The sequence below is a fragment of the Parahoeflea olei genome, assembly GCF_001703635.1.
Lineage (GTDB): Bacteria > Pseudomonadota > Alphaproteobacteria > Rhizobiales > Rhizobiaceae > Hoeflea > Hoeflea olei.
The window spans coordinates 258572-274923 of sequence record NZ_LQZT01000023.1 but is presented as its reverse complement, the minus strand read 5'-3'; the positions used below and the strand labels follow the sequence as shown (position 1 = coordinate 274923).

At 64.1% G+C, this 16352-nt stretch carries 14 protein-coding genes; 13 read left to right on the top strand and 1 reads right to left on the bottom strand.

All coding sequences use genetic code 11. The features are described 5' to 3' along the window. Nucleotides 1-82: 82 nt before the first annotated feature. Nucleotides 83-946 (bottom strand): MurR/RpiR family transcriptional regulator, encoded by an 864-nt coding sequence (locus tag AWJ14_RS14140; protein WP_083220272.1) that lies wholly within the window; start codon nucleotides 944-946, stop codon nucleotides 83-85. A 125-nt stretch (nucleotides 947-1071) separates the two neighbouring features. On the opposite strand from AWJ14_RS14140, the gene AWJ14_RS14135 reads away from it, so the two are divergent. The 13 genes from AWJ14_RS14135 (at nucleotide 1072) to AWJ14_RS14075 (ending at nucleotide 16261) form a co-directional block, all read left to right on the top strand. Continuing rightward, entirely contained in the window at nucleotides 1072-2331 is a 1260-nt protein-coding gene (locus AWJ14_RS14135) for an ABC transporter substrate-binding protein (protein WP_066180325.1), read from the top strand. Between the two features lie 10 nt (nucleotides 2332-2341). Next, nucleotides 2342-3226 carry a carbohydrate ABC transporter permease gene (locus tag AWJ14_RS14130; protein ID WP_066180324.1) on the top strand — a complete coding sequence of 295 codons (885 nt, stop codon included), beginning with the start codon at nucleotides 2342-2344 and terminating at the stop codon, nucleotides 3224-3226. Beyond that, nucleotides 3219-4037, top strand: coding sequence for a carbohydrate ABC transporter permease (locus AWJ14_RS14125; protein WP_066180322.1), 819 nt, complete (start codon nucleotides 3219-3221; stop codon nucleotides 4035-4037). The genes AWJ14_RS14130 and AWJ14_RS14125 overlap by 8 nt, the downstream gene beginning before the upstream one ends. Next, nucleotides 4034-4834, top strand: coding sequence for an ROK family protein (locus tag AWJ14_RS14120; protein WP_066180319.1), 801 nt, complete (start codon nucleotides 4034-4036; stop codon nucleotides 4832-4834). Before AWJ14_RS14125 ends, AWJ14_RS14120 begins: the two co-directional genes overlap by 4 nt. Then, nucleotides 4831-5676, top strand: coding sequence for a class II fructose-bisphosphate aldolase (locus tag AWJ14_RS14115; RefSeq protein WP_066180317.1), 846 nt, complete (start codon nucleotides 4831-4833; stop codon nucleotides 5674-5676). Before AWJ14_RS14120 ends, AWJ14_RS14115 begins: the two co-directional genes overlap by 4 nt. A 7-nt stretch (nucleotides 5677-5683) precedes the next feature. After that, nucleotides 5684-6247: a P-loop nucleotide/nucleoside kinase family protein gene (locus AWJ14_RS14110; RefSeq protein WP_066180315.1), complete on the top strand. Its 564-nt coding sequence runs from the start codon at nucleotides 5684-5686 to the stop codon at nucleotides 6245-6247. Between the two features lie 32 nt (nucleotides 6248-6279). After that, nucleotides 6280-7347, top strand: coding sequence for an ABC transporter ATP-binding protein (locus tag AWJ14_RS14105; protein WP_066180313.1), 1068 nt, complete (start codon nucleotides 6280-6282; stop codon nucleotides 7345-7347). 692 nt (nucleotides 7348-8039) lie between these two features. Then, nucleotides 8040-8867: an IclR family transcriptional regulator gene (locus AWJ14_RS14100; RefSeq protein WP_066180311.1), complete on the top strand. Its 828-nt coding sequence runs from the start codon at nucleotides 8040-8042 to the stop codon at nucleotides 8865-8867. Continuing rightward, nucleotides 8867-10924: a hydantoinase/oxoprolinase family protein gene (locus AWJ14_RS14095; protein ID WP_066180309.1), complete on the top strand. Its 2058-nt coding sequence runs from the start codon at nucleotides 8867-8869 to the stop codon at nucleotides 10922-10924. The genes AWJ14_RS14100 and AWJ14_RS14095 overlap by 1 nt, the downstream gene beginning before the upstream one ends. Then, nucleotides 10914-12926: a hydantoinase B/oxoprolinase family protein gene (locus AWJ14_RS14090; RefSeq protein WP_066180306.1), complete on the top strand. Its 2013-nt coding sequence runs from the start codon at nucleotides 10914-10916 to the stop codon at nucleotides 12924-12926. Before AWJ14_RS14095 ends, AWJ14_RS14090 begins: the two co-directional genes overlap by 11 nt. Next, nucleotides 12923-13672 carry an SDR family NAD(P)-dependent oxidoreductase gene (locus AWJ14_RS14085; protein WP_342587262.1) on the top strand — a complete coding sequence of 250 codons (750 nt, stop codon included), beginning with the start codon at nucleotides 12923-12925 and terminating at the stop codon, nucleotides 13670-13672. The genes AWJ14_RS14090 and AWJ14_RS14085 overlap by 4 nt, the downstream gene beginning before the upstream one ends. A gap of 10 nt (nucleotides 13673-13682) precedes the next feature. Then, nucleotides 13683-14576: a polysaccharide deacetylase family protein gene (locus tag AWJ14_RS14080; protein ID WP_066180304.1), complete on the top strand. Its 894-nt coding sequence runs from the start codon at nucleotides 13683-13685 to the stop codon at nucleotides 14574-14576. Nucleotides 14577-14656: 80 nt separating this feature from the next. Then, nucleotides 14657-16261: an ABC transporter substrate-binding protein gene (locus AWJ14_RS14075; RefSeq protein WP_066180302.1), complete on the top strand. Its 1605-nt coding sequence runs from the start codon at nucleotides 14657-14659 to the stop codon at nucleotides 16259-16261. The last annotated feature ends 91 nt before the right edge of the window (nucleotides 16262-16352 follow it).

Genomic DNA, 16352 nt, shown 5'->3' with positions numbered 1-16352 from the left:
CGGCGACCGAAGACAGCGGCACGTGGCAGAAGCCGGGGCAGTCCGGGAGAGCGTCCACAACGGATTGCGGGACGAAAGCTCTCTAGAAGCCCTTTTGGCCCCGCAAAATCTCTTCGATCTGTGACACTTTCTGCATCATTTCCGCGTTTCCGAATGCGAGGCAGTGAAAAATGACCTCATTGAAAGACAGCTCCAGCGCCCGGGTCATCACCGCATCCGCGCCGAAAAGGTTGATTCCCGGCGGCAGGATGATGGGGATGTCGACGAGCTCGGCAAGCGTGCTGCCCGGCAATCCCAGCACGGCGGCCAGCGTGGCGCCGCGGTCGCGGGCGATGCGGGCGGCCTGAACCGTCAGGCTGGTGCGGCCCGAATAGGAAATCGCGATCGCCAGGTCGCCCGGCTCCATCAGCGAAGCGCCGGCGATCTGGTTGTGGTGATCCTCCGAAAAGCTCACCTTGATGCCGAGCCGCATCAACCGCTGGTGCATGTCCAGCGCGACGACCGCCGAGCCGCCGACGCCGAAAACCTGGATCGATTTTGCCTTGCGGATCGCGTTGATCAGCCGATCGAGATCATCCGATTGCGACAGCAGGTCGGCGAAGCGGAGCGAGCGGACCGAAGCGCTGTGAAAGACCTTGTAGGCGATCTCGGTAAAGCTGTCGGCCTTCTCGATGGCTTCGGCACGGCTTGCGACCACGGGCATCCGCATGCCCTGGCTTTCCTGGAGCAATGCGCGCCGCAGCTCTTTCAATCCCCGGTATCCGAGCCTCTTGCACAGCCGGTCGACGGTCGAGCGGCTGGTCTCGCTTCTCTGGGCGATCTCGGCAGAAGACAGGCCCGCCACATCATATTCGGCAACGCTCAGGAGCAGCTCGATCACACGTTTTTCCGAGGCGGAAAACTGCATTCCCGAGATCCGGGTCAACAGCGATTGATGTCTTTTCATTCTCTCCCCCCTGTCGTTTTGACGCACTTTGCTTCACATTTACATGATAAAAATGGGTTGCGAAACAAAAAACTTCATGTAGAGATATCCCCGTTTTTCAAGGCGCCTTTTCCAGGGAGGAAAAAATGAGGTTCACCCAAAAACTCACGATTGCCGGTCTCGTTTCCGGCACGGCATTGCTGGCCCTGACCAGCACATCGTTCTCCACCGAGTTGACCTTCTGGCACCACACCTACCCGCCGGCGCGCGATTTCATCGAGAAAAAGGCCGCCGAATTCACCAAGCTGCACCCCGACATCACCATCAATCTCCATGACGATCCGCATGGCGACTACGAGGTGAAGCTGCTTGCGGCGATCGCGGCCGGAAATCCGCCCGACATCGTCAACGTGCTCGACTACCTGTTCCCGCTCTATGCCGGACGGAACATTCTCGCCGAAGTCGACAACGCGGCCTTCGGCGTCGACAGCACCGAAGCGCTCAACGAGCTCTACCAGCCGCAGGCGCTCTCCGGCCTGACCATCAACGGCAAGGTCTACGGCGTGCCCGAAGAGTTCAACACGCTGGCACTGTTCATCAACAAGGCGCATCTCGAGGAAGCCGGCCTGGACGCGGAAGCCGATGCGCCCAAGACCTGGGAAGAGCTGTTCGCCCTTGCCGAAAAGCTGACCACCGAAGACGGCTCGCGGCTCGGCTTCAACTGGGTCTGGAACCTCGATCCCTACTGGTATGCGCAGCAGTACTGGCCGATCCTCAAGCAGTATGGCTGCGACGTGATCGGCGAGGACGGCAAGGCCGCGATCAATTCCGATGCCTGCGTGGCCGCCTTCACCGAAACCTGGAAAGTGCTGATCGACAAGAAGATCGGCGGCCCGTCGATGGCCACCGTGAACCCCGTGAACGCGCTTCAGGATTTCAGCGAAGGCCGCCAGTCGATGGCGATCGCCGGCATCTGGGCGCCGCCGCTGTTCTCGGACGCAGTCAAGGAGCAGTATGTGGTGGCCCCGCTGCCGCAGCTTGATCCGGAAAACCCCGCAACCCTTCTCAACTCCTACGCCCTGGCGGTCACCGCCGGCTCGAAGAACAAGAAGGAAGCCTTCGAGTTCCTCAACTTCCTGACCTCCGACAGCGACGGCTATCTCGAAGCCACCGGTTACGTCACCGGTCGCAAGGGCTGGAACGAGACCGAAGCTGCGAAGAACACCCGTGGCGCACAGGTCTTCGCCGAAGGCCAGAAGCACGGCTCCTTCGTCTGGCGCTCTGAGACCTGGACCCAGGAAGGCAACGCCATCAAGTCGGCCATCGAGCAGTTCGCCCAGGGCGTGCCGGTGAAGGAGGCGCTCGACCAGGCAGCGTCCCAGATCGACAGCGTCCGCAATCGCTGATTGACCAACCATGAGGATCGGGAATTCAAAGCTGTTCGGAGATCGCATCGCGCTGTGGGGCATTCTCTTCGCCCTGCCGGGACTGGGATATATCCTCCTGTTTCAGCTCTACCCGATCCTCTTTTCCGTCTATATCAGCCTGCACGACTACGATCTTCTGTCCGAGCCGGTGTTCGTCGGCTTCAAGCATTTCGCGGCCCTTCCCCGCGACCATGCCTTCGTCAATTCGCTGTGGGTGACGATCGCCTATGTGTTCTACACCGTGGTCCCGGTGCTGCTGATGTCCTTCGTCATGGCCTGGGCACTGACGCAGGTCAGCAAGTCGCGGGGGCTTTTCCGCACGCTGCTGTTCATTCCGTCGGTCATGCCGATCGTCTCGGTGGCGCTGGTCTGGAAGCTGATGTTCAATTTCAACGGCCCGATGAACGATGTCGCGGGGCTGGTGCTCGACAACCCGGTTCCCTGGCTCAACAGCAGCACCTACGCGCCGATCGCGCTGGTGGTGATGAGCTGGTGGCACGCGGCCAGCTACTACATGATCATATTCCTCGCGGGCTTTCTCGCCATTCCCAAGGACTTCTACGAAGCGGCCGAAATCGACGGTGCGCGCGGATGGCAGGTCCTGCGCTACATCACGCTGCCGGCCATGAAGCCGACCATCGCGCTGGCGGTCGTGCTGGCCACGGTCAACGGGCTCAAGACATTCGCCTTCCAGCAGATCGTGACCAATGGCGGCCCGGCGGATTCGACCCAGATCCTGACGCTGCTGATCTACAAGACGTCCTTCAGCTACCTCGACATGGGCCGGGCGAGCGCCTATTCCGTTGTCCTGTTCGGGGGAATTCTGGCAATCAGCCTGGTTCAGCTGTGGTTTCTGAGAGACCGCAATGCCTAAAAGCCTCCTTCGCAAATTCTTCGCCTATGGCGTCATCGCGATCGCGCTGGTGCTGACCTTCTATCCGGTCGCCTGGATGCTGTCGGCCTCGCTCAAGGAAAGCGGCGAGATCTTCACCACGCCGGTCTTCTCGTCCGGGTCGGCCGGATTGGGCAACTACGTCTCGGCCTTCGCGGAATATCCGTTCTTCCTGTATCTGCTGAATTCGGTGTTCGCCTCGCTGGTCTCCGTGCTGGTGACCGTGCTGCTGGGCGCACTCGCCGGCTACAGCTTCGCCAAGTTCCGCTACGGCCTGTCGACCGTGTTCTGGATCGTGGTGCTGGTCTCGCTGATGATCCCGCTCGAGGCGGTGGTCATTCCGCTGTTTCTCGAGGTCCATTCCTTCGGCTGGACCAACACCTATGCGGGCCTGGTGCTGCCGACCGCCTTCAACGTGGTGGGCATCTTCATCTTCCGCCAGGCCTTCGTCGCCCTGCCCGACGACTATATCGACGCCGCCCGGGTGGATGGCGCGGGCGAATTGCGCATCCTGTTTTCGGTGATCCTGCCGATGGTGCTGCCGACCGTGGTCGTGGTTTCGGTCCTCACCTTCAATCTCAACTGGAACAGCTATCTCTGGCCGCTGGTGGTGACCTCGGATGACGGGCTCAGGACCCTGCCGCTCGGCATGGCCGCCTTCCAGGCGGGCTACAACACCCAATATGGCGAGGTCATGGCCGTGTCGGTGTTCGGCACGCTGCCGACCGCCGTCTTCTTCCTCGCGCTTCAGAGATATTTCGTCGAAGGCACCATCTCCACAGGTGTGAAATGAGGTTCGCAATCGACATTGGCGGCACGCATATCCGCGTCGGCGCCGCCTCGGCCGGGTTTGACTGGCAGCACATGCACCGCTCGCGCTGGAGCGACAGGATCCGCCCCGAAGAGGTTCTCGATCTCGTGGCCGGGCTCATCGACGAGTGGAAGACCGGCCGCCCCCGTTCCATCGGCGTGTCGATCGCCGCGGTGGTGGACGGCGACGGCCTGCTCTCGGGGTCCGAGAACCTCGGATGGGCAGGCGTCAACCTGCGCCATGAGATCGAACAGCGGTTCGGATGCCCGGCCGTGATCGAGACCGATGTCAATTGCGGCGCCCTCTACGAACTGCGCGCCGGCGAGGCGCAGGGCGCCAACTCCGCGCTCTATGTCGCCATCGGTACCGGCGTCGGCCACGCCTTCATTCTCAACGGCCAATTGTGGGTCGGTGCCCGCCGCGGCGCCAACGCGCTCGGCCACCTGGTCATCAACCCCGATGGCAAGCCCTGCTATTGCGGCCATCTTGGCTGCCTGTGCACCGTGGCTTCCGGCCGGGCGCAAAGCGACGGCAAGGCCGGTGCCGAGGCGTTGGAGGCGCTTGCCCAGGCACTCGGCGCCGCCGTGACCCTGATCGAGCCCCAGCGCATCATCCTGGCGGGAGGCGCGTTGAACCAGCCGTGGTTCGACCTGCAGGCGCTCATCGACCTGCTGCCCGCCTATTCCTTCCCCGCGGCCCTGCAGCCGCATCTCATCCGAACCCAGGCGCCCGACCCCAATCTGTGCGGCGCCCTGCTGCTGACCCAGGAGAAGACATGATCAGAGAAAGCGCAACCTACTGGATCAACAAGGCCTACAAGGAAGGATGGGCGGTCGGCATGTTCAACGCCCACCATCTCGAATTCGTCCAGGCGATTGCCGGGGCGGCCGAGAAGACCAAGGCGCCGGTGATGCTCTCCACCTCGATGGGCGGGCTGCGCCATGTCGGTCTCGATTACTTCGTTTCCATGGTCGAGGTCGCGCGCCGCCGCACCTCGGTGCCGCTGATCCTCCATCTCGACCACGGCGCGGACTACGAAACCGTGCGCATGTGCATCGAATCCGGCTTCGATTCCGTCATGATCGACGCCTCCAGCGCCTCCTACGACGCCAATGTCGAACTGGTGCGCAAGGTGGTGGCGCTCGCGCGCAGGCACGGTGTGGGCGTGGAAGCGCAGATCGGCGAGACGCTGGCTGAGGAAGGCGAAGAGGTGATCGAGCGCAAGACCACGGTCGAAGAGGCCGTGTCCTTCGTGCGCGACACCGAAGTCGATTATCTCGCCGTCTCGATCGGCAACACGCCCGGCGCACTGGGCGACGAGGCGCCGATCGATGTCGATCTGGTCAAGAGGCTGTCGGCGGCGCTCACCATGCCGCTGGTCCTGCATGGCGGCACCAGCGTGCCTGCCGATACGGTCTCCACCCTGGTCAAGGCCGGCATTGCTAAGATCAACATCGATTCTGCCATCAAGGACGGGTTCCGCAAGGCCTTCATCAAGGCCTATGGCGCGGAAAATCCGGTCATCGACACGCGCGTTCCGGCCGCCGAAGGGCGGGCGCTTGGCGAAGCCGCCGTCGCCGAACGCATTGCGATGTTCGGCGCATCGCAGAAGGCGGAGTGAGCAGGCCATGCAGGATCGAGGCGCCCCCACGCTCGTTCTCCTCGTCGGGCTTCCCGGCGTCGGCAAGACCACTCTCGCCAATGCGCTGGCGGAGCCTCTGGGCGCCGAGATCGTCAGCCGCGATCAGATCCGGGACTCGATCTTTCCGAAGATCTATCTCGACTACTCCCGGGAGCAGAACGAGGTCGCGACCAACACGCTTTACCGCGTGTTGGCCTACCTGCTCGCACACTGCAAGCCGGACTGCCTGATCATCGACGGCAAGCCGTTTTCGCGGGCGCACGAGATCCGCGACGTCCTGGAGCTTGCCGGGCAACATGGTGCCGTCGTGAAGGTGGTGCATTGCGATGCGCCGCTCGACGTCATCAGGGCACGCCTCGGGCGGCGCCAGGACGAGGCTGCGAATTCGCGTGCCGGCCGGACGCCCGAAAAGGCGGAGCGGGTGCATCGCGAGTTCGAACCGATCGCCGTCGACCATATCAGGGTCGACATGACGCATCCGATCGAACAGGTGGCCGCCGAGGTGATCGCCTATTCGCAGGTTTCGGCCAGCCCCGGGGCACATCGCTGAAATCGAAGCAATCGAGAACGGGAAGACGGAAAATGCCGGGCGTAATACTCAAGGACGTACGAAAGTCGTTTGGGAAGCATGAGACGATCCACGGCGTGTCGGTCGAGATCGGGGATGGCGAATTCGTCACCCTGGTCGGACCGTCCGGCTGCGGCAAGTCGACCGTGCTGCGCATGATCGCCGGCCTGGAAACCGTCACCGCCGGCTCGATCAGCATCAACGGAAAGGAAGTGAACGGCATCGCGCCGAAAGACCGCGACATCGCCATGGTGTTCCAGAGCTACGCGCTCTATCCGCACATGACGGTGGCCGAGAACATGGGCTTCTCGCTGAAGATGCGCGGCCTGCCCAAGGCCGAGATCGACGCGGCGGTGAAGAAGACCGCCGGCATTCTCGGCCTCGAGCCTTACCTCGCGCGCTATCCCAAGGCGCTGTCGGGCGGGCAGCGACAGCGCGTCGCCATGGGGCGGGCGATCGTGCGGAACCCGGCCGTGTTCCTGTTCGACGAACCGCTTTCCAATCTGGACGCGAAATTGCGCGTGCAGATGCGCACCGAGATCAAGGACCTGCACCACCGGCTGAAAACAACCACGGTCTATGTCACCCACGACCAGATCGAGGCCATGACCATGGCGGAGAAGATCGTCGTGCTCAATGACGGCCGGATCGAGCAGGTGGGCACGCCGCTCGAACTCTACGACACGCCCGTGAACCGTTTCGTGGCGGGCTTCATCGGCTCGCCGTCGATGAATTTCCTGCCCTGCCGCCGCGATGACGCGGGCGGGCTGACCTCGCCCACCGGCCAGAAACTGACCGACACCGCTCCGGAAGGGCCGAAGGACCAGCCCCTCATCCTCGGAATACGCCCGGAGAACATCACCCTGCAGCCCGGCGGCATTCCGTGCGAAGTCAAGCTTGTCGAGCCGACAGGTGCCGAAACCATGCTGTCGCTGGAGCTTTCCGGCGTTGCGGTGACGGCAGTGATGAAGGCCCGGGTCAAGGCACGCCCCGGCGAGACCATCCATATCGGCTTCGAGCCGGATTCGTGGCATGTGTTCGACGAGGACAGCGGGCTTAGGATTCCGACCGCAGGTTCCTGACCTGCTTCCAGGGCGGCCCTGACCGGCGAACAGGTCCTGCCGGTCCGGGCCTTGCCTGCTTAGACGGCCGGCGTGCCCGCCCCGCGCCCTGCCCCCCAACTTGCAGAAGAAGGCCGTGATAGCCGGCAGGTGAGACCGCGACGGCACACGGAAACGCGTCTCCGGCTTCGGCGGCTTCGCATGAATCCAGAAGAAAAACGGGCCGCCCCGGGAAAAAGAATCCGGCCGGCTGCGGCGTTAGAGGTCCGGTTCAGACGCTCCGATCGCGGCATCCGGCTGACTCACCCTGGGTAGAAAACCGCTCCGGACCCGCGACGGATGATCGGCTCATGCAGCCGTCTCCGAACGCCGTTTGGCCGCGCCAGGCCCGCGGTGCCCGCGCAGCATCCGCCGTGCAGGAAAAGTCGGAAAAACTCAGATAAGCCATTGATTTATAGATCTTTCTGACAGGCACCCGTTTGGCGTCGCCGGCTGTCTTAACGCGCGTGCTGGAGCCGGGGCATTTCCCGCGCAACCCTCACGTGCGGCGCCGTTCTCGCCTTGCCCGCTTCTTGCCTGCTCCAGCGCGTCCCAAACCAGACCCACACCGGCCCGGATCCGGCGGCGAAGCGCGGCCGCACGAAAATTTCCGTGTTGACATAGGTCAAATCAGTTGGGAACGTTGCACATATAGGCGCACAAGGTTCACATATATGAACACGCAAGTCAAGTCAGCAGCCAGGGTTCTCGATCTCCTGGAACTCCTTTCGAGCCGAACCGAGCCGATGCGGCTCAACGAGTTGGTGGCGATCATGGGGATTCCGAAATCGAGCGCCTACGGGCTTGTCTCGACCCTGGTTGCCCGCGGCTACGTCACCAAGGACAGCGCCGACCGCTACATCCTGGTCGAGAGTTTTCGGCAGGGCTTCGGCTGGGTAGGCGGCTTCGAGGGCCTGCTCACCTCTGTCTCCGTGCCTATCGTCGAGGAGATCCGTGACCGGCTCGACGAAACCGTCTTTGTCTGCGTGCGAACCGAGCATCAGGACGCCCGGCTGATCGCCAAGGCGGTCAGCCGCCAGCCGATCCGCTATGACGCCTCCGAACAGGCCTCGCTGCCGGGCTACGGCACGGTGATGGGACGCGTGCTGCTCGCCTGGCAGCCGCCCGAAAAGATCGACGCATATTTCGCCAGCACCCAACTCAGCCCGTTCAACGACAGGACGCCCACGACCGAGAGCGAGATCCGGGCGGCGCTCGCGAAGATCCGTGCCGATGGCTATGGCACCATCGTCGACGAATACGCCCTGGGCGGCGCGGGCATTGCCAGCCCGATCCGCAATGCGGCGGGCGAAGTGGTCGCGGTTCTCGACATCGCCACGGTCACCGCTCGGTTCGAGTTGCGTCGCGACGAGATGCTGGCGGCCGTGCTCGACGGCGCCGAACGCATCAGCCTTCGCCTCGGATACCGCCGGCCGACCGAACCTTCCACGGCCGGCACCGACAGCCCGACAAAGACATCAACACAACAAGGAGACGCGTGATGAGCTACCGCGTGGGCGTGGACATCGGCGGGACCTTTGCCGACTTCTGTGCATTCGACGAAACCATCGGGACCATGGGCACCGTCAAGGTGCTGACCACACCCGACCGCCCCGGCCAGGAGGTGATCGACGGACTGAAGGCGCTTGAGGACCGGTTCGGCATCAAGCCGGCGGATATCTCCTATTTCACCCACGGCACCACCGTCGGCATCAATGCCATCATCATGCGCAAGGGCATCCGCCTGGCCATGTTCACCACCGAGAATTTCTGCGACGTGCTGGAACTGGCGCGGCTGAAGATGCCCGATCCCTACCACCTGCTGTCCTCGCGCCCCGAGCCGCTGGTGACCCGGGATCTGGTCTTTGGCGTCTCCGAACGGATCCTGGCGGACGGCTCGGTCGACACCCCGCTCGACCCGGAAAGCCTGAAGGCCGCCGTGGATGCGGCCCGGGCGCGGGGCGCCGAAGGCATCGTGATTTCCTTCCTCCATTCCTACAGGAACCCGGCCCACGAGCTCGAAGCGAAGCGACTGATCTCAGAAATCGCCCCCGAGCTGCATGTCTTCTGCTCGCATCAGGTCCGCCCGATCATCCGCGAATACGAACGCACCTCCACGGCCGTCATCCATGGCTATGTCCAGCCGCGCGTCTCGCAATATCTCAGCGCCCTTCAGGACGCGCTGGGCGGGCTGGGGGTCGCACCCGAGCCGATGATCACCAAGTCGAATGGCGGGGTCATGTCGGTCGAGGTCGGCAAGTCGGCCTGCGTCGAGATGCTGCTTTCCGGCACCGCCGCCGGCGTCATGGGCGCGGCTTTCGTGGCGCGCGCGGCAGGCGAGGACAAGGTGCTCAGCCTCGATATCGGCGGCACCTCCGCCGACGTGGCGATCATCACCGGCGGCCAGCCCGGCTACGGCATGAACGAAACCGTCGGCGACTTTCCGATTTATGTGCCCACCGTCTCGGTGACCTCGATCGGCGAGGGCGGCGGTTCGATCGCGCGGATCGACACGGCCGGCCTGCTGACGGTCGGTCCCGACAGCGCCGGCTCCACGCCGGGTCCGGCCGCCTATGGGCGCGGCGGAACCAATGCCACGATCACCGACGCCTTCGTGAGCCTCGGCCTGCTCGACCTTTCCACGCTTGGCTACGGCATGGTCTCCGTCGACCGCAACAAGGCGGTCGCCGTGATCGAGCCGCTGGCCCACAAGCTCGGCTCCACCCTCGAAGCCACCGCCGAAGGCATCATCGGCATCGCGGTTTCGGGAATGTTCCGGGAAGTCACCAAGCTCTGCTCCCGGCGCGGCATCGACGTTCAGGAATTCAGCCTGCTGGCCTTTGGCGGCGGCGGGCCGATGATGGCCTGCTTCCTCGCCCGTGACTTGGGCATGAAACGCGTGATCGTCCCGCAGTCCCCAGGCGTGCTCTCGGCGCTCGGCGGGCTGACCGCCGACGTGCGCAACGATTTCACCGAGACCGCCTATTACGATCTCGATGCGGCGAACACGCCGCGCATGCGCGAGACGATCGACCGCCTCATCGAAAAGGCGCGACACTGGATGGTCGAGGAACAGCATTACCACGGCACCCCGGTTTTCCATGCCGCAGGTGAAATGCGCTATCGTGGCCAAAGCTTCGAAATCGAGGTGCCGATCGATCCGGCCGCCGTGGCTGCGGGCGATGTCAGCCCGATCACCGAAGCTTTCCACGCCGAACACCGCCGGCTCTACGGCCACGCCGACACGGACGCACCGATCCAGATCATCGCCATCAATTTCGTCGTCACCGGCCATTCGGTGAAGCCGACCCTGTCGAAAAGCGATCCCGAGCCCCGGGACGTGGCGCCCGAAAAGACCATCCATGCCCATGTCGATGGCGCGCGCCGCGAAGTCGCGCTCTATCGCCGGTCGGAGCTGACCCCCGGGGCCCGCTTTGGCAGCCCCTGCGTGATCGCGCAGGACGACACCACCACCATCGTCCCCACGGGCTTCACCGGCACGGTGGACTCGCACGGAAACCTGATCCTTACGCTCACGGAGACCGCCCATGCGCACTGATCCCGTCACGCTCAAGGTGCTCGAGAACCATGCGCAGGCCGTGGCCGAGAGCATGGCCTACACCTTGTTCCGCACCGCGCACTCCACCTTCGTCAAGGAGACCGAGGACTTCACCACCGGCCTGGTCGCGCCATCGGGCATGACCTTCGCCTCGCCGCGGGATCTCGGCGCCACCTGGTTCATCGGCCTCGACTACAAGGGCGCGATCGATCTCATCGACAGCTATGAGGAAGGCGACATCTGCGTCACCAACGATCCCTATTCCGGCTTCGTCTGCTCGCACACGCCCGACATGCACATCTGGAAGCCGATTTTCTGGGACGGCGAGATCATCGCTTTCGCCGTCGGCCATATCCACAACACCGACATGGGCGGAGCGGTGCCCGCCTCGCTGTCCCGGGCGAACACCGAAGTTCACCAGGAAGGGATCCGCTTCGCACCGACCAAGCTCGTCAGCCGCGGCGTCCTGAACCAGCAGCTCGTCGACACGATGATGCTCAATGTGCGCATGCCCGACCAGAACCGGGGCGACCTCAATGCCCAGATCGCGGCGGTCAACACCGGCGAAGCCAAGATGCATGCGATGATCCGGAAATTCGGTGTCGAGACGGTGAAGAACGGGATCGAGGACCTGCTGGACGTCGCCGAAGCGCGCGCCCGCGCGGTGATCTCGGACCTGCCGGACGGCGATTTCCGCTTCGTGGACTATCTTGACGAGGACGGGCCGAACGGCGTTCCCGTGCGTCTGGAGCTCAATCTGAAGATCCGCGGCGACGGCATCGTGATGGACTTCACCGGCTCCGATCCGCAGCTCAAATCGGCGCTGAACATGCCGACCGGCGGCAACCCGCGGCACATCCTGCTGATGGTCGGCTTCAACTACTGCCTTTACACGCTCGATCCCTCGATCCCGCTCAATGGCGGCATTCTCCGGTCCGCGACCTGCATCGTGCCGGAGGGCACGGTGCTCAACCCGCAGCACCCGGCCGCGGTCGGGATGCGGTCGCTCACCTGCGGACGCCTGCAGGGCGTCATCATGGGCGCGTTCCATGCCGCAGCCCCCGATCGCCTGCCGGTCGGTGCCGCGGGCGGCGGCGGGATCGTCAACGTCAAGACCTTTGACGCGCGCTCCGGCAAGCTGTCGATGGCCTCGATCGACCCGGTGACCGGCGGCGCCGGCGGCTCGGCCCTGGGAGACGGCGCCGACGGATCGGGCGCCAACACCGCCTTCCTCAAGAACACGCCGGTCGAGATCAACGAGATCGAGGTGCCGATCAAGTTCCGCCGCTACGGGCTCGTCCCGGACTCCGGCGGCGCCGGCAAGGCGCGGGGCGGCATGGCGACCGAACTCGAGGTGGAAGTCTTCACCCCGGACACCGTGGTCACCGCCCGCAATCGCGACCGGTCGGTCTTCGCCGCCTGGGGCGGCGCGGGCGGCATGCCGGGTGCGCCATCGCTGTTTACCCGCCTGACTCCGGACGGCAAGCGGATCGACCTCGGCAACACCGACGTGGTGCCGCTCTCGCCCGGCGATGTCTTCAACCTCACCTCCGGCGGCGGTGCGGGTTTTGGCGATCCGTTCGAGCGTCCGGTGGAGCTGGTGGTGCGCGATGTGCTGCGCGGCTCGGTCACGCCCGCGGCAGCCAGGGCTCATTACGGGGTCGTGGTTGACATCGACGGCGTGCTGGACACGGCGACCACCCAGGCCCTGCGCGCGGCCCATGTCGCGCCTCAAGTGGAAACCTACAGCTACAACGCCAGCCGCCGCGCCTTCGAGGCGATCTGGACAGACGCCAACTACGCGGCGCTGACCGAGGCGCTGTCGATGATGCCTGTCCACTGGCGCCATTTCGTCAAGCGTTCGGTGTTCGAGCGCATCGCGGCCCTTCCCGAAGCGGAACGGCACGGCGACGGCAGCGAGATCCGGGCCGCGGTCGAGGCGATCAAGGCCAGCGTTCCCGGACTTGCCAGCTCGATGGACATGCTGGAGGCGGCAGAATGATGACGTTCGACTTCTCGGGAAAGACGGTTCTCGTCACGGGCGCAGCGCGGGGCATCGGGGCGGCGATCGCCACCGAATTTCTCTCCGCCGGGGCCGAGGTGATCGCGGCGGATATCCTCGAGGACGCGCTCGAAGCACTTGCCGGGGCGCATCCGGGCCTGAAGACCGAATCCATCGATCTTGGCGAGTCCGACACCGTGAAAGAGCGCTTCGGCGCCATCGCCCCCGATATCGTCGTCACCGCAGCCGGTGGTGTGCGCGGCCAAGCCGCCAAGCCCCTGGAAGAGGTGACCGACGAGGAATGGCGCGCGATCTACGACGGCAACGTGATGTCGACACTCAACGTGATGCGCGCCGTCGTGCCCGCGATGAAGGCGCGCCGGTCGGGGCGGTTCATCACCATTTCCTCCGGTGCGGGGCTCAAGCCCAGCCTGACGGGAATCCAGTCCTACTGCTCGGCGAAACACGGGCTCATTGGCCTGACCCGGCAGATGGCGCTGGAGCTCGGACCGTTCGGCATCACCGTGAATTCGGTGGCGCCGGGCTTCCTGCGCACCTCCCCCGATTACGAGCGCCAGTGGGCGAGCTATGGCGCGGAAGGGCAGCAGCGGATGCTGTCGGGCATCGCCATGCGCCGACTGGGCGAACCGGGCGACATCGCCGCAGCATGCGCCTTCCTCGCCTCCGACCGCGCGAGCTTCATCACCGGGCAGGTGCTGCCCGTCACCGGCCACCCCTTTCCCTGAGGAGCGAGACATGAGCGAACAGACCAATCCGTGGGAATGGCCCGAGGAGAAATGGCGCGGCCGGGTGAACCGGGTGCGCGCCGGACGCAGCCTGAAGCCGGCGGCCTGGCCGAACGGCGCCAGGTGCGCGGTCGCCCTGTCGTTCGACGTCGACCACGAGACCAATGAATTGCGCGACGGCGGCGAATCGATCGGTGCGATGAGCCGGGGCCAGTATGGCAACCGCCAGGGCATTCCCCGGATCATGGAGATCCTGCGCCGCCATGACGTCGCGGCGAGCTTCTACGTTCCGGCCGTCGTCGCGCTTCTCTACCCCGAAGAGACCCGCATGTTCGCCGCCGAAGGCCACGAGGTCGGCATTCACGGCTGGATTCACGAACGCAATTCGATCCTGCCGCCGGATGTGGAGCGCGATCTGCAGATGCGCTCGGCCGACACGCTGGAGCGGATCGCCGGCGTCCGGCCGGTCGGCATCCGCACGCCGTCCTGGGATTTCAGCGATGCCACGCTCGAGATCACCCGCGACATGGGGCTGATCTATGACAGCTCGCTGATGGCCGATGTCGATTGCCACACCCTGCTTCTGGACGGCGAAGACACCGGCGTCATCGAGCTTCCGGTCGAATGGATCCGCGATGATGCGGTCTATTTCAACATGAACCGCTTCTCGGCCCTGCGGCCCTACACCCCGCCGGAAGCGGTGTTCGACATCTTTTTGAAGGAATTCGAGGCTGCGCATGCGGAGGGGGGCATCTTTCAGCTGACCATGCACCCCCATGTCACCGGATACCGCAGCCGTGTCTGGATCCTTGAGCAGCTCATCGAGCGGATCAAGGCCAAGGGCAACATCTGGTTCGCCACCCATGCGCAAATCGTCGAATGGGCGCGCGACAACGCTGCCTGAGGCAGGCTTGCCAGGCCGGTTCTCCGGTCTGGCCAACAAGAACAACAAGCAATGCCCCCCGCAACTGAGAGGAACTCAAGATGACCAGCACAAAGACATTCGGAAACGTCGATCGCCGCTCCATACTGAAAATGATACCGGCGGCAGCCCTCGGAACGATGGCGTTTCCCGCGATGGGAATGGCCGCGGGCGGTGCCGGCGGACGCTATGTCCACGCCAACAACTCGGCCTATGACACCCTGGACCCCCACACCGTCAACGACGTGGCACGCGTGGCAAGCCGCCTCAACTTCTATGACGGCCTGTACCGCTGGGTCGACAACCCGCCGAAGATGATTCCGTGGCTCGCCACCAGCCACGAGGTCAGCGAAGACGGCCTGACCTGGACCTTCCAGCTGCGCGACGACGTGACCTTCCACGACGGCACCAACATGACGGCGGAAGATGTCGTCTATTCGCTCGAACGGATGCTCGAACTGAAGCAGGGTGCCGGCTCGCTGTTCATTCCGATGATCGATCCGGGCCAGACCAAGGCCGTGGACAAGTATGTCGTGGCCTTCACGCTCAAGGAACCGTCGGCGATCTTCGGCTCGCTGGTGCCGAGCATTCTCGTCGTCAACTCGAAGCTGGTGAAGGCCAACGAGGTGAACGGCGACCATGGCCAGGCCTTCCTGATCGACAATGTCGCGGGAACCGGATCGTTCACGCTCAGCCGCTACGACCCGGCACGCGGTTTCGTCGGCAAGCGCTATGTCGAGCACTTTGCCGGCTGGGGCGACAACTATCTCGATGAGATCGAATTCCGCACGGTGCTCGAAACCAACACCCGCATCCAGGGCCTCATGAGCGGCGACTACAATGGCCTCGATGGCTATCTTGCGCCCGACCAGGTCGAGCGTTTGCGCTCCAGCGGCAAGGTGCAGGTGTTCGAACAGGAATCGATGCGGGTCTTCCATATCGCCATGCACAACGGCCGCGCCCCGCTCGACGACAAGAACTTCCGCATGGCGATGGTGCATGCCTTCGACTACGACGGCTATATCAACGAGATCATGCAGGGCACGGTGGCGCGCAACCCGACCATTCTGCCGGGCAATCTCTGGGGCGCGCCGGATGTGGAGGGATACAGCTTCGACCTCGAAAAGGCGAAATCCTATCTCGACGCCTACAAGGCCGAGCACGGCGACGAGATCCGCACGCTCAAGATCGGCACGCTGGCCGGGTTCTCTGAAACCGAACAGGTCGCCTCGCTGATGCAGAACGCCCTCGCCCAGCTCGGCATCAAGGTCGATATCGAAAGCGCACCCTGGCCGGTCATCAGCACGATGATGCAGAGCCCCGACACCATGCCGGACATGGTTCCCTACTGGAAGTCGACCTACTACGTCGATCCCAACAACTGGGTCGGCGAACTCTACGGCAGCCGCTATGCGCCGACGCGCAACATCTCGGCCTACCACGTCGACTATGTCGACGAGCGGTTGGAAAAGGCGCTCGTCATCACCGACCAGGACGAACGGGCCAAGCTTTACGAAGAGGCGACCCGGCGGATCTATGACGATGCCGCAGGCATCTGGATCTACAACACCAAGTGGTACGGGCCCTACACCAAGAACGTGAAGAACGTGCGCTTCTGCCCGGTCGGCAACGGCCAGGACATGCGCTGGAGCTATGTCGAAGACTAGTCTTCGACACAAGCCGTTCCGTGGCGCCGCTTGCCTCGCGGCGGCGCCACCTGTTTCCCTCCAAACACGGAGACCGTGCAGATGCGCAGAC